Origin of the sequence: Vibrio sp. STUT-A11 (assembly GCF_026000435.1) — a bacterium.
Taxonomy (GTDB): Bacteria; Pseudomonadota; Gammaproteobacteria; order Enterobacterales; family Vibrionaceae; genus Vibrio.
Genome location: NZ_AP026764.1, coordinates 1201619 through 1225045 on the forward strand (window position 1 = coordinate 1201619; position 23427 = coordinate 1225045).

Below are 23427 nucleotides of genomic sequence, written 5' to 3' on the forward strand. Positions count from 1 at the left end.
AGTTACGAGTGGAATGGCACTTGCAGCTAACTAAGTATTAAGTATCTCAATTTTAACTGTTGCAACTCAAGGAGAGCCGCATGAAGCGATCGGAGATCAAGTTACTGCAAGATGAACCCGCCTGTGAGCACAACAGCGGAGAAAAAAGTGGTTGTAGCCGACCAAAGCCTGGCGCAACGGCTGGAGGCTGTTGTTTTGATGGCGCACAGATAAGCTTACTACCAATAGCGGATGTGGGACATATCGTACATGGTCCAATTGGCTGTGCGGGAAACACCTGGAACAACCGCGGGACTCGTGCTCTGGGCAGCAACCTGTTTCGCTATGGATTTACCACTGATCTTAATGAGCAGGATGTCGTTATGGGACGTGCAGAGAAACGTCTGTTGCATGCGATAAAACAACTTATTAAACAACATCAACCACCTGCGGTTTTTGTTTATATGACCTGCGTTCCAGCCCTGGAAGGGAATGATATTGAAGCCATCTGTTCCCTTGCCACAGAGCGTTGGAAAATACCTGTGATTCCTGTCGATGCAGCGGGCTTTTATGGTAACAAAAACCTGGGTAACCGAATCGCCGGTAATGTGATGGTTGAGCGCGTGGTGGGCAGCGCCGAGCCGCCGGAAAAACCAAACATGCTTCATGATTCGACACGCCGAGTACACGATATCGTTCTTATCGGCGAATACAACATCGCCGGAGAATTTTGGCATGTATCGCCGTTATTTGAGCGTTTAGGGTTAAGAGTGTTGTGCTGTATGGCAGGTGATACTCAGTTCCATCAAATACAAACTATGCATCGTGCAGACGCTGCCATGGTCGTTTGTGCTCGCGCACAAGTAAATGTTGCACGAAAACTGGAAGAAAAATGGGGTATCCCCTGGTTTGAAGGGAGCTTCTACGGTATCGAAGATACGTCGAATTCACTGCGAGAGTTTGCCCGTTTACTGGGCGACCCCAAGCTGAGCGAAGAAGTAGAAATCTTGATTGCAGAAGAAGAAAGACGCATTCGCTCTGCTCTGGCACCTTACGCAGAAAAACTGAGTGGTAAGCGAGCGCTGCTTTATACCGGGGGCGTTAAATCCTGGTCAGTCGTGAGTGCCTTGCAAGAGCTGGGTATTGAGTGTGTTGCAACTGGCACCCGTAAATCGACCCAATCTGATAAAAATAAAATCCTGGAGATTATGGGCAAAGAGGCGTTAATGCTGGATGAAGGTGGCGCGACTTTGTTGCTTGAGACTTATCATCAACATCACGCTGATGTCATGATTGCCGGTGGGCGAAACATGTACACCGCATTAAAAGCTAAGTTGCCATTTCTGGATATCAACCAAGAGCGTGAACATGCCTATGCCGGGTATGAAGGAATGCTCACCTTAGCGCAAGAACTGTGCAGAACAATCGAAGCACCTATCTGGCAAGCCGTTCAAAGTCAGGCTCCCTGGATCGTCGAAGACGCAACATTCACTTCTACCATCATTGAAAAAGGAGCCTGATATGGTTACTCCAATCAAACAAAACTCACCACTGGTTACCCAGCCGTTAAAGACGAGTCCGGCAACGGGGGCAACCCTGGCAACCCTTGGTTTTGCGGGCTCGATACCTTTGATGCATGGCTCTCAAGGCTGCAGTGCGTTCACTAAGGTTTACCTTATTCAACACTTAAGAGAACCTATTCCCTTACAGAATACGGCAATTGATCAAGTTTCTGCCGTCATGGGGGGAGAGGGGAATGTCAGTGAAGCACTACAAGTGTTATGTGAAAAGCATTCCCCAGAATTGATCGTGCTCATGAGCACAGGGCTAACTGAAATGCAGGGGGCTGACCTGTACCATGCGATCACCAATTTTACACTGCAGCATCCGCAATACGCCGAAACTCGAATTGTCCCGGTGATGACTCCAGACTTTATCGGTTCAATGCAATCCGGTTATGCGCATACGGTTCGTAGTGTGGTGAAACAATTGGTGAGAGGACCAACAGGTCGTGCCAAACAGCGCACGCAAGTGAATATTCTCTGTACTATTGGCATGACTTCTGCGGATATTGAAACGATTAAACGCTACGTAGAAGCATTCGATCTGGACTCTGTTGTTGTTCCTGACTTATCGCTTTCATTAGATGGTCACTTAGGCGGTGAGGATTACAGTGCAACCAGCACGGGTGGCACCTCCGTGCTTGAAGTTGAGCTGATGGCCGACAGCGCGATCACGCTGGTATTCGGCGAATCTATGGACGATGTCGCGCGATGGCTTAAAGTGCGATTCGACATTGGGTATCGCCAATTTGGCATGGCGATGAATCTGGATGCAATCGACCCATTTATCATGACGTTATCTGAAATAAGTGGCCGTCCGGTTCCCGGATGGATAACACGTGAGCGCCAACGACTGCAGGATGCCTTGCTTGATGTGCATTTTCTGCTCAGTGGCGAGCAATACACCATCGCACTTGAACCTGATTTGGCGCAAGGTTACGTCGGTCTGTTGGCAATGGCTGGTGGCACTATTAGTCAGGTTGTTACGACACTAGATGTAGCGGGGTTACAAAACATGGAAGCGCAAGAGATCATTGTCGGTGATCTTTCGTGCATCGACCTTTCCAATCCTGAGCTCACCCTAGTGATTGGCAACAGCCATTGCGCAAACGTGTGCGAGTCGGTTGTCCCGGTTATGCGAGTCGGCTTCCCATGTTTTGATCAGTTTGGCAACATGGAGATGAAACAAATAGGCTATGAAGGTGCTCGTCAACGACTGTTCTCTCTCGCTAACTTATTACTTCGTAACCATAAAGACGAGGTAACACCCCACGTCAGTTACTATCGATTTAGTGCGGATGACGTAATGCCGACAACGGAGGTGTTATGAAGTCGACAAAAAGAAGGCTACACCTTCCACCGGAGCCAACCGAGGAGGACCTGCGCGTTAAAATAGCTTTTACCACTTCGGATCGACAAACGGTTGACCAACATTTTGGTTCCGCCAAAGGCGTGCTGATTTACGGTATCTACGAGTCGGAGTGGCACTTGATGGAAGCCATTGAATACAGCACTAGCGGCCCAGCACACGATAAATTACCCAGTCGCATCGCTGACTTATCAGGGTGTGCAGCGATCTTTTGCAATGCATGTGGCGCTTCCGCTATTCGACAATTGATTGAATATGATATCCAGCCAGTCAAAGTCAGTGAGGGGTGCGACATTCACTTCTTACTGACGGAAGTGATGTCAGAATTAGACAGTGCTCAGACTGGATGGCTCGCCAGAGCCCTTAAGAAAAATAAGCTGCCAGACGCCTCAGACACGCAAAAGAGGTTAACTCAGCTAATGGATGAAGATTGGTAAACGCTTAATACAAGGATGATTAATGTGAGTAATAAAATAAGCTATACCCGCGGTGGTGATCCATGGGTACCTCAATTTATTGAAGCAATTGATAAACAAAACTGCATCGGCTGTGGACGCTGCTTTAAAGTGTGTTCACGTGATGTGTTTGATCTGGTTGAGAACGACGACATTGATGAAGATGATGACTACTATGACGAAGATGAAGTCATGATGGTCATGACGCTTAAAAACGCCGAAGATTGTATTGGTTGTGAAGCGTGTTCAAAAGTGTGTCCGAAAAACTGCCAAACCTTTGCTGCGGCTTAGCAACGGATATCCTATTCCAATTAATCGGTCATCCTGAACAGCGACGAAGGAGTGTGATTCAGGATCTTCTTTGCGAGTGTACTGGCGCTGAAGGTGACAGCTCCGGTTCTGCGCTAAAAGTGAGTAGATTCCTGATGTCGCTATGGCTCCTCGGAATGACGTTGACTTTTAGATTTGACTCACCGCTTGGGCTTAATTTCTAATAAGGGTGAGGTCTCATCCTTTTTAGTCAATCCTCTTTGTACCCTTGATGTTTCTTAGCTGACAATTTGTATTGTCACAATCCCTACAAACAGTGCGACAATTTTGTCGTGGTTATTTCAATGCCATATAAAGCATATGCTTTTATCTATATAAGTCAAAAGGTTACGATTTTTTGTGATCTTGGTCGGCTTATTGCAACAGTAACAACATCGAAAGAATCGAAAGAAATTCAACCAAGGAGTGGCTATGTGGGATTACTCAGACAAGGTGAAGGAACATTTCTTTCAACCTAAAAACGCAAAATTAGTTAGTGATGCTAATGCACGTGGAGATGTCGGTTCAATTAGTTGCGGAGACGCATTGAGTTTAACGCTTAAAGTAGAGCCGGGCAGTGAAGTGATCTTAGACGCAGGTTTTCAAACATTCGGCTGTGGCAGTGCCATTGCGTCTTCATCAGCGCTAACGGAAATGATCATTGGTAAATCACTGGATGAGGCGATGAGCATTACCAATAACGACATCGCGGAATATCTTGATGGGTTACCGCCAGAAAAAATGCACTGTTCCGTAATGGGTATGGAAGCATTACATGCGGCAGTTGCAAACTATCGTGGTGAGACTTTAGAAGATGATCATGAAGAAGGCGAGCTAATCTGTAAGTGCTTTGCTATCGATGATTTGATGATCAAACGTGTAGTGGAAGACAATAAGCTCACCACGCTTGAACAAGTGGTCAACTACACCAAAGCGGGTGGGGCTTGTACTTCTTGCCACGAGAAAATTGAGTGGGTTTTGGAAGACTGCCTCAAAGAGATGGCGGAAAAAGGGCTCATTATAGACGTGGCGAAAAGCCGTTATGAGCCAGACGAAGCGATCGTTGCGACTGTTGAGTCGATCATTGAACAGGTTCGCCCTTCGGTACAAGCGGATGGTGGTGATGTACGCCTGTTAGATATTGAAGACAACATTGTTTTTGTCGAGATGAGCGGTGCGTGTGTCGGTTGTGGCTTATCTGGCCTGACACTGGCAAATCTGGAACAAAAAATTACCCAAGCCTTGGGTGACACTTATACGGTGTTCCCAGTACAAGAAACTCCATCGAACACGATTAAAAAGGAAGGCTCTTATGACGTTTAACGCTAAATTAAGCAGTGATAAGCTGGTTTACCTTGATAATAATGCGACAACGCGCATTGATCCTAAAGCTCTGGAAGTGATGTTACCGTATTTAGACACCTATTATGGTAATCCTTCTTCGATTCATCGCCTGGGCGCTGTCGTCGGCCATGCGATGGAGACTGCTCGCGAACAAGTTCAACAGTTAATTGGTGCGGAGCATGCAAGCGAAGTGATCTTTACCTCTTGCGCGACCGAAGCCACATCAACGGCTATTTTGTCTGCGGTTGAAGCTTACCCAGACAAGAAAGAGATCATCACTACACAAGTCGAACATCCGGCGACACTGCAACTTTGCCAGACATTGGATCGCAAAGGCTACACCATTCACTGGATTGGTGTAGATAAAAAAGGTCGTCTCGACATGACAGCCCTGAAAGCAGCTTTAAGTCGTAATGTGGCGATAATTTCTATCATGTGGGCGAATAATGAAACCGGTACGATATTCCCCGTAGAACAAGTCGCACAGCTAGCGAAACGCTATGGTGTCGTCGTACATGTCGATGCAGTACAGATGGTCGGAAAATGCCCGGTTAATGTTCAAAGCTGTCCTATCGACATGTTGTCTATTTCTGGTCACAAGTTCCATGCACCTAAAGGGGTTGGTGCGCTGTATGTAAAACGCGGCACTAAGTTTCGTCCGTTACTGCGTGGTGGCCACCAAGAACGTGGGAGACGTGCAGGCACAGAGAACGCGGCTTCCGTAATTGCGATGGGCAAAGCGGCTGAACTGGCTTACATTGCACTGGAAACAGACACATCACGTATTCAAATGCTCCGCGATCGTCTTGAGCAAGGGCTGTTAGCACGTATTCCAAGTTGCTTCGTGACGGGTTTCCCTAAGAGACGTGTTCCGAATACGACCAACATCGCAGTGGAATATATTGAAGGTGAGGCACTGCTGTTAATGATGAATCAGGTCGGAATTGCCGCATCGTCGGGTTCTGCTTGTACATCTGGCTCATTAGAACCTTCGCATGTCATGAAAGCAATGCAGATTCCATTTACTGCTGCACACGGCACGTTACGTTTTTCATTGTCGCGATTTACCACCGATGAAGATATCGATCATGTGCTCGAGCATTTGCCTCCAATCGTAGAGCGACTGCGTGAAATGTCACCGTACTGGAATACGGAAACTCAACAAGGAAGTGCCACGGAATTTATTCCTGTATACGGCTAGGAGTATGGCGATGGACAAGGATGTACAGCCAGCAAGCGTCATTATCAATGACACAACCTTGCGTGATGGTGAACAAAGCCCAGGAGTGGGCTTTACCACCGAAGAAAAGGTAAAGATCGCGTCGTTACTTGAAGCGGCCGGAGTACCAGAGCTTGAAGTGGGCATTCCCGCGATGGGAGAGCAAGAGCGGGAAACCATTAAAGCGATTACCAGTAGTTTGCATCAGGCAGAGACGATGGGATGGTGCCGCATGTTGGCGGAAGATGTTCAGTGTGCTGGCAACCTCGGACTTGATTGGCTCGATCTCTCAATTCCTGTTTCGCATCAACAAATTAAACATAAGCTGAATAAAACTTTGGACGATGTTTTGAATGGTTGTGAGCGCGTTATTCAACAAGCGCTTGAGAGCGGAATGCAGGTCTGTGTAGGGATGGAGGATGCCTCTCGCGCCGATCATGATGTGCTATGCCGGGTGCTCGAAGTGGTCGAGTCTTTTGGCGCGAGTCGAGTTCGGTTCGCTGACACACTCGGTATTCTGGACCCATTTTCGACTTACCAGATCATCTCCGAGGTGCGAGCAACAACGGGCCTGCAGATTGAAATGCATGCGCACAACGATTTGGGAATGGCGACAGCAAACTCTCTGGCGGCGATACGTGCTGGAGCGAACTCTGTCAATACCACAGTTAATGGGCTTGGCGAGCGTGCGGGTAATGCGGCACTAGAGGAAATTACCGTTGCCCTGAATGTGCTGAAACAAGCGGAAACCGGCGTTGATTTATTAAAACTTGATGGCTTATGTCGTTACGTGCAAGTCGTATCTGGACGACAGCCTGCGCCACAAAAAGCGATAGTTGGTGAATGTGTTTTTACCCATGAATCGGGTATCCATGTCGATGGTTTACTTAAAGACATCAATAACTATCAGGGGGTTGCACCTGACTTAGTAGGGCGTTCCCATCAAATGGTGTTGGGTAAGCACTCTGGTATTCAGGCGATTGAGTCAATCTATGGGGGAATGGGCATTCGACTGACTAGAGCACAGTGTGAATTGATAAAAGCTCAGCTGGTTTACTGGTCAGAAACCTATAAATGCGTCCCAACTCCTCAGCAGTTAAGAAGTTTTACATCAATGTTACACACGGCTTAGCCTCGACATCTTAGGAGTGAATGATATGGACATCACCGAACAAAGCACTCTCGTTGAAGATCTTGAGCAACTTGAGAGTGTAGAGGACTTTTTAGACTATTTCGCGATTGAATACAGTAGCCAGGTTGTGCAAAGCAAGCACATTCCCCTGTTAAGGCTATGCCGACAGTTATTAACGGCGAAAAAGGCGACGGATAGTTACGATGATTATCGAGATGCACTATCGACAGCCTATGGACAAATTGCCCGTGGGCGACTGCCGACGGTGAATCAAAGTGCTTGCGCGACGTGTCAGTCGGACTGCGATAAAACGGAGTAACAGTATGCAGATGAACATGCCCCGTTTTGAGCCGGGTACAGAAGTAAGAGTCGTGAGAAATATTCGTAATGATGGCAGTTTTCGAGACCGGAACAAGGGAGACTTGCTAGTGACTGCCGGAAGCACGGGTATTGTTCGAAGTTGCGGTTATTTTTTACAGACACAGCTCATTTATCAGGTTTTTATCGAAGCAGAAAACAAAGTGGTTGGTGTTAGAGACAGTGAAGTCATTGACGCCGCATTACCTTGGGTTCCTTGCCTATTTCGATCTTTGGATAAAGCAAAATTAACCTGCAGCTTAGTGATGTTTGGTAAACCGCTCGCGTCTAAAGGCGAAGTAATAGAAGTACATCGGGCATATCGAAATTTAGAGGATGGCTCGGTGAATTATGAAGTTAAGTTTGGTGAACATATTATCAGGTTAGATGCCACACGATTAACCCCAATAGAGGCCTAGGAGTGTCAGCATGGAAGCATATCAACGCCACTACCTTACAGCGAAAGTGGCGACAGAAAAATTTAAATTAAACCCGGAATGGTTAAGTGATCAGCAGCGCCAAGATGTCGATGCCCAGGTTGCACAGCTATTTCGAATTCAGTCTGCAGTGCTGAGTTCTAGTTTAGGTATCCAAACTTATATTCATGATAATGAGCTTGAACAAGCGATGAATGAAGTGATGGAGGGGTATCCAAGCTTGGAAGAATTTTATCGAGCGCTAAGGGGTCAGCAGTTGTCGGAAAGTGATCTGAGGCTGGCGTTAAAGGACGAACTTCGTTGTAACAAAGTGTTAGAGCAAATTAGTAACGATGTTCCTGAACTCAGCGAAGAAGCGGCTTTCGAACATTATCAAGCCAACCAGGAGAAGTTTTTCCGCCCAAGCCTATGGGAGCTGAGTCAAATACTGGTCACCGTAAATAGCGAAATTGAGGAAAATCACCGCGAGCCTGCTTTTGCGCGTATTCAGGCTGCAAAGCAAGAGTTAAAGGAGAGAGACTTTTCCCAAGTCGCACTTAAATATTCTGAATGTCCGAGTGCGGTAAATGACGGTTACCTGGGATGGTGTGAAGGGCCAAAGCTATTCCCGCAAATTGTGCAGCAGCTACCGCAGCTTGACCTGATGGAGATCAGTTCAGTCATCGAAACAGAAATTGGTTTCCATTTGGTCCGCGTTCACTCAGTTAAACCGAGTGGCCTGGTGTCGTTTGAGCAAGCTTTCCCATACCTTAAGCAAAAACATCAACAACGTGCTAAAGCGTACATACAAAAGCAGTGGGTGTCGCAGTTGTTAGTAGAGGAAGGGTAGTTTTATGCTAAAAAATAGCCGTATTTTACAATGTTGTTTAGCGTTTTCTCTGCTCTCTAATACTGCTTTCAGTCAAACGCTGACCGTAGCGGTTGCGAATAATTTTTACGGGCCGATGAAAGCACTGGTGAGTGATTACGAACAACAGCAGAGTGACGATGTAGAGATTAGCACGGGTTCTACGGGACAGCTTTACGCGCAAATTATCAATGGAGCTCCATTTGATTTGTTCTTTTCTGCCGATCAACATCGCCCGCAATTGCTGGTGGAGAAGCAATTGGCCGAAGGTGAGTTTACGTATGCACAAGGCGTCTTAGTCGCATGGTCGCCTTCTGAGAATCTTGACGTTAAATCAGAGCTATTTTCGGGAAACTTTCAGTACCTGGCGATCGCGGATCCAAAGCTTGCGCCCTATGGGTTGGCAGCACAGCAGACACTTGAGAAATACCAAAAATGGGATGGTGTGCAAAACAAACTGGTGATAGGTAAAGGGCTGAACGCGACCTATCAGTTTGTTTTTACGGGTAATGCACAGTTCGGGCTGCTAGCTAAGTCTCAGGTTTATCAGCAAGGAAAATTTCAGCCTGGAAGCGTTTGGCAAATTCCTGCTAGTGATTACCAGCCAATTAAGCAAGATGCGGTGACGTTGAAGTTAGGCAAAGATAAAGCCAGTGCGATGCAATTTATCCATTACCTGAAAAGCGATCGCGCTAAAGACATTATTCACAGTTATGGGTATTTGACCGACTGAAAGAAAGAGTAAGGGGATGCCATTGGATGATTTAGTGATTGTTACGACACTGAAGTTGGCTTTCGTCGTAACGTGCGCACTGTTGGTGATTGGCTTACCCACGGCTTGGTGGCTATGCCACGGTAAATCGCGTTTTAAGCCTGTAATCGAGTCTGTGCTGCTATTACCTTTGGTGCTGCCACCGACTGTTCTCGGTTTTTACCTGCTAGTACTACTGGGACCGCAGGGCAGTGTGGGACAAATCTTATATCAATTGGGTTGGCAACAACTGCCCTTTACGTTCACGGGTATCGCCGTAGCTTGCACGATACACTCGCTGCCGTTCGTCCTCCAGCCGCTTAAAAATGCATTTGCCGCCATTGGTAAAAGACCGATGGAAGTTGCAGCAACATTACGTGCGTCGCCACTCGACACCTTTATTACGGTCACATTACCTCTGGCATGGCCGGGCGTCTTATCTTCTGCTGTCATGGGGTTTTGCCACACTTTGGGTGAATTCGGTGTCGTGCTAATGATCGGGGGGAATATACCGGGACAGACTCGGGTTATGTCGGTCGAAATTTACAATCATGTCGAAGCACTAGACTACCTAAATGCTCATATACTATCAGCCGGATTAGTCGGTTTTTCTTTTCTGGCGTTGTTGTTGATTCATTGGCTCAACAATCTGCATAAAGCCAGAATGGAGTTGGAGATAATCGAATGATCAACGCGACGGTTATTGAAAATGAAAGCGTAATAAGTCCTGAAAATGAAGGCGCAATAAGCGCTAAACTGAATATCAATTATGAAGACTTCCAGCTTAAGGCTGATTTAGAACTGCCTAGTCGAGGCGTGACCGTACTCTTCGGGCATTCAGGTTGTGGGAAGACCACCTGTTTGAGAGCCATTGCAGGGCTTGTCAGAGTCGAACAAGGCGAAGTGCGAGTAAATAGCGAACAATGGCAAAGCTGGGACGGAAAAGTTTTTATTCCTACCTTTGAACGCCGAATCGGTTATGTTTTTCAAGAGGCCAGTCTCTTTCCTCATTTAAACGTTGATCAAAATCTGGCTTACGCGGAGAAGAGGGTAAAGACGCAACCGATCCTTTTTGATCGTGACAGTATTTTGCAGTTATTAGGCATCAATACCTTGTTGAATCGTTATCCATCACAACTTTCCGGAGGAGAGAAACAGCGAGTGGCAATCGCGCGCGCTTTGCTGACACAACCTCAATTGTTGCTGATGGACGAGCCGTTATCTGCTCTGGACCATGCCAGAAAAGAAGAGTTTTTACCTTACCTCGAACGCCTTCAAAGGATGTGGGACCTGCCAATCATTTACGTTACGCACTCGGTGCAAGAGCTGGCAAGGCTAGCCGATCATGTTGTGTTGTTTAATCAAGGCAACATCATCGCCAGTGGTGGTGCTCAACAGATCATGTCTGATGCTGAGTTTAGCCATCTGTTTGGCGAGGAAATGGGGAGCGTGTTTGACACCCTAGTAAAAAGCCATTGCGAAAAGTACGGTATGACGGAATTATTGTGTGACAATGTCACCTTTTATGTCCCCGGAGAAACGGCGAACATTGGAGAGCGCCAGAGATGCCGTATTCTGGCAAGCGATGTAGGGATTGCGTTGGATGAGCCTGTTTCCACCACCGTACTTAACCGATTACCGGCAAAGATTATCGAGATTGAATCGAAAGCCAATCAAACTGGTGAAGCTTTAGTGGTATTGGAACTGGGTAATCAACAGCGTTTACTCGCGAGGGTAACGCTTAAATCACTTCATGAACTGGATTTACATCGAGATAAGCGCGTTTGGGCTCTGATTAAATCCGTCGCCATTTGTTAGTAACGATAAATTCCACGCTCATGTAGACCATTTCTTTCGTAGTACAGGCCGCCTTTATTTGTTCATCTATACTTTCAGTAGATAGTCATGATGAGAGGTGGGGACTATGGACTTTACAGAAAAACTTCGCTTAAAAGGTAAAGCGGAAGAAGACCTCTACTTTGCCAAGTTAGATCGTCAGCTTATTGAAGCGCTGCACGAAAAGCAGAAACAAGAGCAAGCTATTTTGAAGTCAGATGAGACGGAAGATTCAATTATTCCGTCAACGATGGAAACAAAATAACTGACGATATACGAACTTAGTATGTATAGTCAGATGCTGCTGCGATCTCACGTTTCATATTTCAATTAAGTTTCAATTATGTGGGACGGTAAAAGATGCGCTTTCTGTGACTTATTAAACCCACCTTTAATCTTGAATACCCGTCACTTAACAGTTTTTATCTGTGTCATTCCAGCGAGCACTAGCGAGACTAGGAATCTAACGGAAGCGCGCTGAGACGTTAAAGAAATAGCTTTGGCTATAACGTGCGCGGTAAGTAGATCCTGAATCACGCTCCTTCGTCGCTGGTCAGGATGACTGCATAGTGTGAAGATGCGGTTCTTCATATGCCGTTCGCAGTTAAACGAACGCGATTTACCATTTAATATTTCGCTTTCTTCAAACTCAGATAACCCTCTACCATCAAGACAAAAACAGCGAGCCAAATGGCAATATATGTTGGCCACTCGCTCGTAGCGATACTCTCGCCCAGCAAAATCGCAACCACAACCAGAAGGACGGGTTCAACATAAACCAGCAGACCAAACAGGCTCAAGTTCAGATGCGGCGCAGACAGAGATTGAAATGCCAGCGCTAATGTACTGATTAACCCCAAGCCCAGGATTAACCAAAGGAGATTAGAAGTTATGTTGAGCTCTTGAAGAATGTGTCCGCTTTCAAAGATAAAGTAGAGACTGATTGGCAGGCTTAACATCATGTCGAACCAGACACCACCAATATTGTTTGTGTCGGTTTTTTGTCGCAACCAAAAGTAGATTGGGTAACCCAAGCAGACTACCAGGGTAGGCCAGGCTAACGTTTGGGATATCAACATTTGATTGAGAATGCCAAGTACGGCGAAAAAACAGGCTAGCTTCTGAAAGCGAGACATTTGATCGTTAAATGCCAAACGCCCAACCAAAACCAAACTGATGGGCATCATAAAGTAGCCAAGTGAAACGGCAAGTCCGTAGCCGTTCACAGGCGCCCACAAAAACAGCCATAACTGAACGCCAATCAAAAACGACGCGATGAAGCGAGTCAAAATGAACGTTAAGTCGAATTTTAACATTCGCTCAAAGATAGCCACGACCTGGTGCCAGTGTCCGTTGGCAAGAATAAAAACCGTTAAAAGTGGGACGGTAATTAAAATACGCCATCCATATATTTCCTCTCCATCAAGTTCACCCAGTAAGGACGTGTACGCGAACATAGTCGCGAATAGGGCTGAGCCGATAATATTGAGAGTCACGCCAAAAGGAGTATTGGTTTTAGTGTGCATAATTCTGTTCGAGTGTGATTCAAATTGATGACATAGCACGCGATCGCGTCTAGCGTATTTACAAGCGGACTAATTGAGAGTGAGTCATGTTGTTTGACCAGCATGATTATTCATTGCTCAATGTGTTGCAAAATCATTGTTACGTTCTCTTGCGTAAGCTAACAGAAATGAAACATCTTTGCACCAGATGTGTGCGTGAGTGCATAAAAAATGGCGAGAAATACTAGCGGGGTACTTATGAAGCGCGGCTTTCTTGCTGCTTGGCTTTTTTGCTTGTTTATCTTCTAAGCAGAAAGCAAAAACTCAACCAATTTGTTGTAACCGGCCAATTCAACGTCCTTCTAGAGTGTTATTAAATTCTTTACTCAACCAAGACTTCAGAGTAAGAACATTTTCGTTACGCAACTTTTCAGGTTTGCAAACAAAGAAAAATTCCAAATGCGGATTTTTAACCGGGGTACCGACTTCTGTTAACAAACCGTGTTTAATTTCATCACGAACGAATAATCGGTGGGTGACGAAAACGCCCAGCTTTCGAATCGCGGCTTGAACGGCATGTATTGACGCAATAAAACTCAAATTATTGCGCTGTTTAGGGACAGGGAGCGAGTTACCCTGACACCAGACACTCCAGTCCTGTTTTCTACGCAGGTTTTCGGCATAAATCGCGGGATAGCGTTGTAACAAGTCAGCAGCACTCTGGGGAGCTTGCGATGGCTGCAATAAGTCCGGGCTGCAAACCAGCAAGAGTTCATCATCCCCGAGTTTTTCACAATAGTAATCTTCCCATTCGTCGGGAGTTCCGTGAATGATCGCGACATCCACTCCTTCTTGGTTTAAATCAAATGGGCCGATTAAGTTTGACAGGCGAATATCCACATTGGGCGCATATTGCTGGAAATTATTTACTCGTGGCACCCACCAATGTATCGCCAGAGAGTTGATCATATTCAGGGTGATTCGATTTGATTGTGGCTGATGAGTGACGGCTTCTGTCGCCTCGACAATCGTTTTTAATGCTGGAGCAATGTCATTGTAGTATTTCTGACCAACGGAGTTGAGCTGAACCTGCCTGCCAACACGCTGAAACAAAGGCTGTCCGATAAGAGACTCAAGGCTTTTTATCGCTTGGCTGATTGCAGAATGGCTCACGCTAAGCACGGCAGCGGCTTCGGTCATACTGCCAGTTTCTGCAACCGCGACAAAGGCGTAAAGAGATTTCAGTGGTGGTCGTTTATTCATTTGTAAGTTTATCTAACAGGTTTGTTTAAATATATTCGTTTTTTTCTTTGTTGTCATTGCACTAGTATGAGCTCGTCGATAAGGAGGATATCATTTTGCTGAAGAACCATGCTGTACCTTACATGCTAATTTCAACGTTCAGTTTGTCATTAACTGGACTTTTATTAAAAAAACTTACCGAAATGATGGGCATTGAGCTGCTTACATTTCTACGTTTTCTCATGCCAACATTGTTACTTTTTGCAATCGTATTGGCATCAAAGTTACCTCTGCCACCACGTAAAGTAATAAAACCTATTATTATTCGTGGGTTATGTATTGCTGCATGCCAACTGTGCTTTATTGCCTCGTTGAATACCTTATCCCTGGTAGAAAGCTCGGTACTTTTTGCAACAGGACCGCTCTTTATTGCCGTTCTGGAAAAGTTGTTTTTTAAAGTAAAGATTAAACCTGAAACGAAATTTGGGTTAGCGGCAACTTTTGTTGGCGTGTTAATGCTGGCTGGGGATGTGTCAGGTATTCAGTTTAGACCGGAGCTGTTGATAGGTTTAGGTGCGGGATTCTTTAGTGCAGGGTCACAGGTGAGTTTGTTTCGCGCCAGCAAGAATGAGGTCAAGCCTGCAGCACTCAATAGTTGGACATTTTTAATCGCAGCGTTGAGTGTTCTGCCATTGTCATTTCTCTCAGGTTTGTCCGAGATGGATATGCAGATATTAATCGAACCACAACTCAACACTTTGGTGTGGGTATGCCTTTTAGCGCTCTCGATATCCGTCGTCGGGAATCAAATCTTTCGTTCTAAAGCTTACAGACTGGCCGAAAGTAACTCGCAACTTGCACCGCTGATTTTTACCAATCTACTGTTTACCGCGGTATGGCAGGTCTTGTTTTTTGATGAAAGTTTTTCTCACTACCAGGTCGTCGGAATTACGCTGATCATTCTAGCTGCGCTGATGAATAGTTTTGCCGCCAAGTTATTCAGGCACTTCTTTCCTACACCAGTTCATCACGTTTGAATGGTCCATCTCGTCAGTTAAAGAGGGCTGGTGAACCAGCCCTTGTTTGATCAAACTTTTGATAGAATATCCTCGACCACTTTTTCCGGAGGCTGATTAATATCGATATAGATTGCCTCCTGTTCGCTGGGTTCTACCAGAGTGCTAAACTGGCTTTCTAGCATCGCTGAACCTTGGAAATAGTGATCTTCTCGGGCCTTAAGCCGTGACCATATTGTGTCAAAATCGCCTTTTAAATAGCAGAACGTGAGATCATTACAGCCTACTTTTAATGCTTCTCTGTACTCGGGTTTCAGTGCAGAGCATGCCAACACCAAGTTATCTTGTTCTTGGATAAGCGCATTGAGCGTTAGCAGCCACTCTTTTCTGTCTTCATCGGTAAGAGGGATGCCATTCCTCATTTTTTCAACGTTCTCCGCTGGATGGTAATCATCACCATCGAAAAAAGGGATGTTCAGAGATTTTGCCAGCGAGTTACCGATAGAAGATTTACCGCACCCAGAAACACCCATAACGACATATTTTTTATTCATAGTATCAACTCATAATTAGGCTTAACTGGCAAGCTTATCGCCACCATAATGCAAGCTCAGGGAAAACAATCACGAGAGCAAGAACACAAACTTGTAGAGCTATAAATGGAAGAAGTGCTGTAAATATCTCACCCAGACTAATGTCTTTCGGCGCAACAGATTTGAGATAAAATGCTGCCGGACCAAACGGCGGAGACAAGAACGCAACCTGCATATTCAGACAGAATACGACACCAAACCAGATTGGATCCATTCCAAGGCCAGTGATGATCGGGACGAAAATCGGCATAGTCAGTAGTGCAACGCCAACCCAGTCGAGGAACATACCCAGAACAAACAGTATTGCCATCATGATCAGCAGAGTAGACATCGCGTCACCACCACTTAGGGCGAGAATGGTTTCCTCAACAAAGTCGATACCACCCATTAGGTTGTAAACACCAACCAGTGCTGAAGCGCCGATACCGATCCACATGATCATGCCACAGGTACGCATGGTGGCGATGGAAGACTCTTTAACCATTTTCCAATTTAGCTCTTTGCGGATCGCAGCACTGATAGCAATACCGACCACGCCTAGCGCAGAAGCTTCGGTAACGGATGCGACACCGGTGTAAATACTACCGAGAACCGTCGCAACCGATAGGAGAGGGAAGAACAGTGCCTTGAAGTAGCTTGGATGAGCTTCAGCATCTTTGGCCAGATCTTCTTCTGACGGTAGTGGGGCAAGGGCTGGATTCAGCTTACAGCGAATCAGTACGTAAGCCATGTAAAACATAGCCAGAATAAACGCTGGTAAGAAGGCCGCTTTAAATAGTTCGCCAATCGATACTGACGCCGATAAACCATAAATAATCAGCACGATACTTGGTGGAAGCATGGTACCTAAAGCACCACCAGCACATGTTGTACCGATTGCTAATTTACGGTCATAGCCCAGTCTTAGCATTTGTGGTAGCGCAAGAATGCCGAGTAGTACCGTTTCACCGCCGATAACGCCCGACATAGAAGCCAGAATCACCGCGACAAGTAAGGTTTGAACCGCAACACCACCACGTACTTTGCGGCCGACACTTTTCATTGCATCGAACAAGTCTCTGGCAATGCCTGAGCGATCGAGCAGGGCGGCCATGAGTACAAACATCGGCACCGCAAGGAACACATACCCACTCACGAAGCTGAAAATACGACTGGTGATAAGTGGCAATGCATCGACGCCAAACCAACCTAAGGTAAAGACAAGGGCGACGAGCCCTGTTACAAACGCTAATTGCATGCCAGTCAACAATAGACCAATCATCAAAACCAGCATCAGCAAGCTGCCGTACTCGATTCCAATTGATGACAAGTTCGATGTGAAAGTTTGCACACCAACCCATCCTAAAGCAGCGGCTAACGTCAGAAGGCTTATTATAAGGAACACAGGCTTGTAGCTCCCTACAGCTTGTTTTGTAGAAGATAAATTATTCATCGCCTTCTTTCCTTAGTTGTTGAATTTCTCTAATCAAATGCAAAATGAACTGAATAAACATCAAGCAAACGGTAAATAGAATGATTCCTTTAAGCAGGGCAGGAAATGGAGGATTCCAAGCGGAGCCGGAGGTTTCTAATCGTATTCCCCCCCAAGGGGCAAACCATGAGTTAGCCACAGTTTGCCACGCTGCATAAATCAACAATCCACTAAATAGCAGTCCCGCTAAGTGGTGAAAGACATTCAGGTAGTGCTTTGTCTTTTGTGATACTGCATCGTAAACAAGAACAACTCTTACGTGCTTATCGGTAGCCAGTGCGTAAGCACCACCAATGACAAACAGTGCGCCACCAATAAAAGAAGCGGTTTCATGAACCCATATTGTCGGCGAGTTAAACAAATAGCGACTTGCGACTTCATAAAAAGAAATGAGCACGGTGGCAACAAACAATAAACTAAACAGCTCACTGATTTTGGTTATTGCTTTATCGAGTATATTGTGAGGCATTTCAGCCACGACATTGGTGTCTGATTCTTTCATATGTCTAGTTCCCAATGAAATAGGGAGGAGTTACCCTCCCTTAACAACTTATAGAAGGCCTGAGTCTTTTAAGTAAGTCGTAATAGAATCGTAAACTTTTTTAGCATTTGGAGAGAGCTCTGCGTATTTCTTCCACTCACCCATTGCGATTTGACGGAACTTCTTACGTTCTTCTTCCGACCAGTCGTGAATGGTGATGTTAGGATTCGCTTCAGCTTCCTTAACGGCTTTTTGATCGGCAATACGAAGTTGGGTTGTAATATCTTCGGCAAAGTCACGCACCGATACCGTCATGATTTCCTGAAGATCCGCAGGTAGTTTGTCCCACTTTTTCTGGCTCATTGAGATATCAATGGTTGGCAGAGAGTGGAAGCCCGGTTGAACAGGATGGGTTGCGATATCGTTCATGCCTGCTTGATGGTTGGTAGAGAAAACGGTGTAGTCAGCAGCATCAATAACGCCTTTACTCAAACCGGTAAAGACTTCTGATCCAGGCAGGTTTACTGGGGTTGCACCGGCTGCAGCAAACACTTGCTGTACCAGACCTTCTGGAGCGCGCAATTTCAGACCTTTAAGATCATCAACACCGTTTAGTGGAACCTTAGATACAAACGATTCGACGCCTGTTGTTGAACCACCAATGTATTTCACGCCATAAGGAGCATACAGCTCTGTCATCAACTCATAACCACCGCCATAGTTGATGTATTGCAGCAGTTGACGTGTATCAGACCACGCACCAACCATATTACCAATCAGACCAAAAGCAGGATCCTGACCAGTGAAGTAACCGGTTGCCGTAATATGACCGTCGATGATGCCCATTTTAATCGCACCCAAGGTTTCAGTGTGTTTAACCACCGCACCTACTGGCAATAAATCAATTTCAATGCGGCCACCAGACATTTGCTCTACGCGTTCCGTCCACTCTTTTTGAACCTGGAAGTTCTTATCACCAGATGGGTCACTGGATTGAAATTTGAAGTTAAAGTTCGCAGCGAAAGCAGAAGAGGATAGCAACGCTAGTGAGACAGCTGAGGTTAGGGATTTTTGTATGATGTTCATTCATTCGTCCTTTAATTTATTATCGGATCTACTTGTATTCCTACTACGCCCGAATGTTACCGGGAACATTTGCGAAGTTACCGGTAACATCTGTTGAATTCTAGGAGTTTGATCACGTTCTATAACATCTTTAATTAATTTCTAACATAAATGAGAGGTGTGTTATGAATGTACTAATATCTGTCGCGTGAATTTTTCTGGTTCGAGATAGACTTTGCTACTGGTTTCAGTTATATCTCATCTTTCCGTGAGATGTTTTTTTAAGAAGGGTTGTTCGTCATGTTGGAGATGTTTGGCGTAATTAATATATGGACGTATTTAGTAGGATTAACCATGATAATCCTCGCTCCGGGCCCGAACTCTCTTTATGTGTTGAAATCGAGTTCATCGCTGGGTGTTAAGGCGGGCTACAAAGCGGCTTCAGGTGTGCTTATTGGTGACGCGGTTTTAATTTTGCTCTCTTATCTAGGTGTCGCTTCATTAATTCAAGCGTCTCCTGTTCTGTTCACGATTATCCGTTACTTGGGTGCCGCGTATTTGCTCTATTTAGGGGTGAAAATCATCCATCAATTACTGAGTCAAACAAATGATGATGAGTCTGAAGTCGCTCGCCCTAAAAAGAGAGAAAATGTGTTCGCTAAGTCGCTGACTTTGAGTTTGACTAATCCGAAAGCGATCCTGTTTTACGTCTCATTCTTTATCCAGTTTATCGATTATACGTACGAAAATACCTGGATTTCATACCTAATCCTCGCGTTTATTCTCGAAGTCTTCAGTATCATTTATCTGAGTACGCTGATCTTTCTCGGCTCATCTTTAACCCAATTATTCAAAGATAATAAGGTGTTAGCAAAGTTAGGCAACGGATTGCTTGGTATGTTCTTTATGGGGTTTGCGGCAAGGCTAGCGAGCTTGAGTTGATATTCAATTGCTGCATATCTGAGCAAGTCCTTATTTGCCCGAAGGTCTTAACTGGAAGAACGGGAGTTGAGGGGGTTTTATTGCTCTAATAGAGAAAAAGTGGGGGTATGGTCACTCCTCCACTTTTTTGATATTCAAACGACCTAATTGCTTTTGTGTTTCTAGGCTCTTGGCGGCGATATGCTGTCTAGGTCTTATCGTCTGGAACGATTCCGAGAAGAACGTTCTTTGTGCGCTGAAGCGGCTTTCGCTTGTGACTTTAAAATTGACTCAACCGTCAGTTCCATTGGCTCTTTAGGTTTGAGTCCGTTTGGAAACGTACGGGCACGTGGAGGCAGTTCGAACTCTTCACTTGATGCTCTCGGCATGCGCTTAAATCGGTACAAATAAAAGTTCTCTAACTTCTCTCTTGCCCAATCTGTTTTCTTTAAATACTTCACGCTACTTGTGACTGAGGGATTGGTATGAAAACAATTAAATCGCATGGCTGCATCTAAGATATCCCATCCATAAAAGTCCGCTAGTTCAGCGATCATCGTCTCTAGTTTAAGACCATGGAGAGGGTTGTTTTTTTGAAGTTCAATTCTTTCTTCATCAGTCATGATCTGTACCTCAGGGGCTCGTGTTTAAATATAGGCATAATACCAATTCCCACAATAATCTGACCATTTACTCATCAAGATTAGGATTTTGTATGGGTATGACATGTAATAGCTTAAAAGCGTGAAAGATGCTCGTTATAAAGCAATATCAATAGAAGAAAGGGAATCAGGTAAAGAAAATTGAGGGGATTGAAAAGGGGGAGATGTTTATAGAATCAGAGATAAGTGGCGCAAGCCGTAGTTTCCTACAGCCTGCGCCTACTTAAAATCTTATGCTACTTCAACGTTAGCAGCTTGAAGACCTTTTTGGCCTTGCTCTACTTCGAAAGTCACTTTTTGACCTTCAGCTAGAGTTTTGAAACCGTCAGAAACGATTGCACGGAAGTGAACGAATACGTCTGCGCCGCCGTTGTCTTGAGTTAGGAAACCAAAACCTTTAGTTTCGTTGAACCATTTTACAGAACCAGTTGTTTTATTAGACATGATATGTCCCTTATATAAATTGAAAAAATTAATTATTTGAATGCGCTAGTAGCTTGAATTATTTAATGTATCTTTGAAGCTAAGGGAAACACTGAGGATAACAACTTGGTTTTCTAAGGGTTTTACTTTTACTACGTGATGTCTCATTTAATAACTCTGAACAACAGAGCGGCGCCATTATTGTCTTTTAGTTGCTACATGTAAAGGATTATTTTTGTTTATTTTTTTGAGGGGGCGTCTTTAAACTGTCAGGGCTGTTCGCTGACACGTTCTACAATTTGAGCCATATAAGTGATGTCACGTCGCCGTCTCGAAGCAATCATTGTAACTTGAGCAGGCTTCACAGCTTGGGGAACGACACACATAATCGCCACCGTTTTCACATAGCTGACGGTATAAAAACCGTTTCCAGCGCATATTGCTAACATTTTTTGTAGATAAGGTGGGGAAGTAGTCAGAAAATAACTGTGTAAGTACAGCTCTTTCAGGTAGCCCTAAGTCATGCCAGAGGTGTTGGCTTCCCATACAGCCACTGGATATAACGATGGCCATTTCCTCTGCAAACGGACGTGAGTTAGCCAAGTTCTGAGATAACAATTGACGTAGCTGATCGTATTCTTCGGTTCGTAATGCCATTAACTCGCTACGTAATGCGGCTTGTTTGGTTTCTAGGTTGATTGAATTACCTCCAAGATCGAAGGACTCAATCACGTGAATAAAGCGATTTTTATCCAGTCCGAGGTAAAGTGGTAGTGCAGACCGCCCACTCAAATATGAGTGGACGATTGGTTGCCAGTACTGTTTGCATTTTCCAGCGTTCACTATACCGAGCTCCCTTGCTGCTGCGGGCTCAAGCTGCCTAAAGGATTTAGGGGTCGATTGGCGTGATCAACAATCGCCTCCTCGATAGGGCAAATACTGGCGCATTGTGGCTCGTGCCAGAAAGAAGCACACTCATTACACCGCTTAGTATGAATCGCAAATGGTTTGTCTGCTCTGTTGCTTTTATATATCGCCTGATTCGGGCATACCGTCATACAAGCATGACAGCCGACACATTTATTGTTGATTGAAAAGCTCATGTTTTGTCTCCGCTTGCTGATTATCACGACAGTATTGTTTGGCGATTGCTTCTAAGCTGCTGCTTACTGGTTGGAAGGCAAAGTCCACGTTCGGAATAACGCCACGTTTCTCTAGCTCACGCCACGGTGAGATTCCGATCCTTGCGCTGAGAACCACTTGGCAATCTGCGATTGTGTCGAACAAGGCTTCTTTTTCAGACTCTTCACCACATTCACTTTGGCCTGTGCAGTATTGAGCAACGTTGCGTGATTCCTCAAACAGAAACTGTTGTGATTGTTGGTCATATTGGTAGATCTCAAAGCGTTTGGCGTGGCCAAAATGCAATCCGATATGGGCTTCTCCATGGCTGGCAACCGCGACTTTATATACCGATGGTTTAGAAGATGAGCCGCATGTTGAGGCCTTGTCATCACTAAGCATTCCAACGGCGTCTGCTCGGCATTGTTTACAATGGGTCATTTGCGGCATATGCACACCGCATTCTTCGCGGACGCGTTGCAGTTCATCTTCTGTTGGCCCCAGCTGACCGTTCAACCCAAAATAGGTGCCGTGACTTGGGTCGGAAATCAGCGGCATGATGTTATGCAGTGTCGCGCCTAGTGATTTCACTTTCTCTGATACTTGAGCAATGTGATGGTCGTTGATGCCCGGAATAAGTACTGTGTTCACTTTCACCAGCATGCCAGCCTTGGCTGCGAACTCTAATCCGAGCAATTGACGATCAATAAGTGTTTGTGCGGCGATTCTACCCTTAAGCCGTTTTTGGTTGTAAAAAATCCAAGGATAAATTTTTTCTCCGATCTCAGCATCAATACAATTAATCGTAATGGTGAGGTGATTAACACCTAATACCGCCAGCGTCATAACATGTTCAGCAAGCGCAAGTCCGTTGGTTGAGATACAAAGCTGTACGTTGGGGTCGGCTTTATGGATATCTCTCAGGGTTTTAAACGTGGCTTGTGGGTTTGCGAGCGCGTCACCAGGGCCTGCGATTCCAACTACCGTCAGGTTAGGCGCACGTTTTTTAATGGTAGAAAACTGTTTGAGAGCGGCTGCACTATCCATAACGTGTGACACAACTCCCGGGCGAGACTCATTGCTGCAGTCATATTTCCGGTTACAGTAGTTGCACTGTATGTTGCATGCTGGTGCTACAGGTAAATGCATACGGGCATATTGATGAGCCTGCTTCGAATAGCAAGGGTGTTTCGCAATTTTATCTTGCGTTTGTTTATTGAAAAAGTGATGAAGATTATCTTGTGCACAATCGTCACTTTTTGCGTGCGGTGAAGGACTTTCCATGTCTGCCCCTTATGAGTAAATGCCTTTAATAAGCTTCATTGCAAT

At 45.4% G+C, this 23427-nt stretch carries 26 protein-coding genes; 16 read left to right on the forward strand and 10 right to left on the reverse strand.

Translation table 11 applies throughout. The annotated features are described in order from the left end of the window. The first annotated feature begins 80 nt into the window (after nucleotides 1–80). The 14 genes from nifE to OO774_RS21125 all read left to right on the forward strand — a co-directional run bounded on the left by nifE (nucleotide 81) and on the right by OO774_RS21125 (nucleotide 11862). The gene (gene nifE, locus OO774_RS21060; protein WP_264906479.1) at nucleotides 81–1499 is read left to right on the forward strand and encodes a nitrogenase iron-molybdenum cofactor biosynthesis protein NifE; all 1419 of its coding nucleotides are present in this window, start codon (nucleotides 81–83) and stop codon (nucleotides 1497–1499) included. A 1-nt stretch (nucleotide 1500) separates the two neighbouring features. Next, a complete protein-coding gene (gene nifN, locus OO774_RS21065) occupies nucleotides 1501–2871 on the forward strand; it encodes a nitrogenase iron-molybdenum cofactor biosynthesis protein NifN (protein ID WP_264906480.1) in 1371 nt (456 codons plus the stop codon). Then, the gene (locus OO774_RS21070) at nucleotides 2868–3347 is read left to right on the forward strand and encodes a NifB/NifX family molybdenum-iron cluster-binding protein (protein ID WP_264906482.1); all 480 of its coding nucleotides are present in this window, start codon (nucleotides 2868–2870) and stop codon (nucleotides 3345–3347) included. The genes nifN and OO774_RS21070 overlap by 4 nt, the downstream gene beginning before the upstream one ends. 24 nt (nucleotides 3348–3371) lie before the next feature. Next, nucleotides 3372–3656 carry a ferredoxin III, nif-specific gene (gene fdxB / locus OO774_RS21075; protein ID WP_264906485.1) on the forward strand — a complete coding sequence of 95 codons (285 nt, stop codon included), beginning with the start codon at nucleotides 3372–3374 and terminating at the stop codon, nucleotides 3654–3656. A gap of 450 nt (nucleotides 3657–4106) precedes the next feature. Further along, nucleotides 4107–4997: a Fe-S cluster assembly protein NifU gene (gene nifU, locus OO774_RS21080; RefSeq protein WP_264906486.1), complete on the forward strand. Its 891-nt coding sequence runs from the start codon at nucleotides 4107–4109 to the stop codon at nucleotides 4995–4997. Further along, nucleotides 4987–6219, forward strand: coding sequence for a cysteine desulfurase NifS (gene nifS / locus OO774_RS21085; RefSeq protein ID WP_264906487.1), 1233 nt, complete (start codon nucleotides 4987–4989; stop codon nucleotides 6217–6219). Before nifU ends, nifS begins: the two co-directional genes overlap by 11 nt. Nucleotides 6220–6229: 10 nt before the next feature. Continuing rightward, the gene (nifV, locus tag OO774_RS21090; protein ID WP_264906488.1) at nucleotides 6230–7369 is read left to right on the forward strand and encodes a homocitrate synthase; all 1140 of its coding nucleotides are present in this window, start codon (nucleotides 6230–6232) and stop codon (nucleotides 7367–7369) included. A 25-nt stretch (nucleotides 7370–7394) separates the two neighbouring features. Beyond that, entirely contained in the window at nucleotides 7395–7688 is a 294-nt protein-coding gene (locus OO774_RS21095; RefSeq protein WP_264906489.1) for a nitrogenase-stabilizing/protective protein NifW, read from the forward strand. A 4-nt stretch (nucleotides 7689–7692) separates the two neighbouring features. Continuing rightward, a complete protein-coding gene (locus OO774_RS21100; protein WP_264906490.1) occupies nucleotides 7693–8145 on the forward strand; it encodes a nitrogen fixation protein NifZ in 453 nt (150 codons plus the stop codon). Nucleotides 8146–8155: 10 nt separating this feature from the next. Further along, on the forward strand, nucleotides 8156–8992 hold the full coding sequence (locus OO774_RS21105) for a peptidylprolyl isomerase (protein ID WP_264906494.1): 837 nt from the start codon (nucleotides 8156–8158) through the stop codon (nucleotides 8990–8992). 4 nt (nucleotides 8993–8996) lie between these two features. Beyond that, on the forward strand, nucleotides 8997–9743 hold the full coding sequence (modA, locus tag OO774_RS21110; protein ID WP_264906495.1) for a molybdate ABC transporter substrate-binding protein: 747 nt from the start codon (nucleotides 8997–8999) through the stop codon (nucleotides 9741–9743). 16 nt (nucleotides 9744–9759) lie between these two features. Beyond that, nucleotides 9760–10449 (forward strand): molybdate ABC transporter permease subunit, encoded by a 690-nt coding sequence (gene modB / locus OO774_RS21115; protein WP_264906496.1) that lies wholly within the window; start codon nucleotides 9760–9762, stop codon nucleotides 10447–10449. After that, nucleotides 10446–11579: a molybdenum ABC transporter ATP-binding protein gene (modC, locus tag OO774_RS21120; protein ID WP_264906497.1), complete on the forward strand. Its 1134-nt coding sequence runs from the start codon at nucleotides 10446–10448 to the stop codon at nucleotides 11577–11579. Before modB ends, modC begins: the two co-directional genes overlap by 4 nt. Nucleotides 11580–11685: 106 nt before the next feature. Next, nucleotides 11686–11862: a hypothetical protein gene (locus tag OO774_RS21125; RefSeq protein WP_264906498.1), complete on the forward strand. Its 177-nt coding sequence runs from the start codon at nucleotides 11686–11688 to the stop codon at nucleotides 11860–11862. A gap of 361 nt (nucleotides 11863–12223) precedes the next feature. Here the strand turns inward: OO774_RS21125 and rarD are convergent, their stop codons facing one another. Next, a complete protein-coding gene (gene rarD, locus OO774_RS21130; protein ID WP_264906499.1) occupies nucleotides 12224–13123 on the reverse strand; it encodes an EamA family transporter RarD in 900 nt (299 codons plus the stop codon). Between the two features lie 330 nt (nucleotides 13124–13453). Further along, nucleotides 13454–14365, reverse strand: coding sequence for a LysR substrate-binding domain-containing protein (locus tag OO774_RS21135; protein ID WP_264906500.1), 912 nt, complete (start codon nucleotides 14363–14365; stop codon nucleotides 13454–13456). Between the two features lie 95 nt (nucleotides 14366–14460). Here OO774_RS21135 and OO774_RS21140 point away from each other — a divergent pair, with 95 nt between their 5' ends. After that, nucleotides 14461–15381: a DMT family transporter gene (locus tag OO774_RS21140; RefSeq protein ID WP_264906501.1), complete on the forward strand. Its 921-nt coding sequence runs from the start codon at nucleotides 14461–14463 to the stop codon at nucleotides 15379–15381. Between the two features lie 50 nt (nucleotides 15382–15431). On the opposite strand, the gene OO774_RS21145 is transcribed toward OO774_RS21140, so the two are convergent. The 4 genes from OO774_RS21145 to OO774_RS21160 form a co-directional block, all read right to left on the reverse strand. Beyond that, a complete protein-coding gene (locus tag OO774_RS21145; RefSeq protein WP_264906502.1) occupies nucleotides 15432–15914 on the reverse strand; it encodes a gluconokinase in 483 nt (160 codons plus the stop codon). A gap of 34 nt (nucleotides 15915–15948) precedes the next feature. Then, nucleotides 15949–17226 carry a TRAP transporter large permease subunit gene (locus tag OO774_RS21150; RefSeq protein ID WP_264908679.1) on the reverse strand — a complete coding sequence of 426 codons (1278 nt, stop codon included), beginning with the start codon at nucleotides 17224–17226 and terminating at the stop codon, nucleotides 15949–15951. A 151-nt stretch (nucleotides 17227–17377) separates the two neighbouring features. Further along, nucleotides 17378–17926 carry a TRAP transporter small permease subunit gene (locus OO774_RS21155; RefSeq protein WP_264906503.1) on the reverse strand — a complete coding sequence of 183 codons (549 nt, stop codon included), beginning with the start codon at nucleotides 17924–17926 and terminating at the stop codon, nucleotides 17378–17380. Between the two features lie 48 nt (nucleotides 17927–17974). Next, nucleotides 17975–18991, reverse strand: coding sequence for a TRAP transporter substrate-binding protein (locus OO774_RS21160; protein WP_264906504.1), 1017 nt, complete (start codon nucleotides 18989–18991; stop codon nucleotides 17975–17977). A gap of 288 nt (nucleotides 18992–19279) precedes the next feature. On the opposite strand from OO774_RS21160, the gene leuE reads away from it, so the two are divergent. Then, entirely contained in the window at nucleotides 19280–19912 is a 633-nt protein-coding gene (leuE, locus tag OO774_RS21165) for a leucine efflux protein LeuE (protein WP_264908680.1), read from the forward strand. 194 nt (nucleotides 19913–20106) lie between these two features. On the opposite strand, the gene OO774_RS21170 is transcribed toward leuE, so the two are convergent. The 4 genes from OO774_RS21170 to nifB form a co-directional block, all read right to left on the reverse strand. After that, nucleotides 20107–20514 carry a VF530 family DNA-binding protein gene (locus OO774_RS21170; RefSeq protein ID WP_264906505.1) on the reverse strand — a complete coding sequence of 136 codons (408 nt, stop codon included), beginning with the start codon at nucleotides 20512–20514 and terminating at the stop codon, nucleotides 20107–20109. Between the two features lie 270 nt (nucleotides 20515–20784). Then, entirely contained in the window at nucleotides 20785–20997 is a 213-nt protein-coding gene (locus tag OO774_RS21175) for a cold-shock protein (RefSeq protein ID WP_014234032.1), read from the reverse strand. A gap of 297 nt (nucleotides 20998–21294) precedes the next feature. Continuing rightward, a complete protein-coding gene (locus tag OO774_RS21180) occupies nucleotides 21295–21819 on the reverse strand; it encodes a nitrogen fixation protein NifQ (RefSeq protein WP_264906507.1) in 525 nt (174 codons plus the stop codon). A 237-nt stretch (nucleotides 21820–22056) separates the two neighbouring features. After that, complete coding sequence (gene nifB / locus OO774_RS21185; protein ID WP_264906509.1) at nucleotides 22057–23382, reverse strand: nitrogenase cofactor biosynthesis protein NifB; 1326 nt, start codon at nucleotides 23380–23382, stop codon at nucleotides 22057–22059. Between the last annotated feature and the right edge of the window lie 45 nt (nucleotides 23383–23427).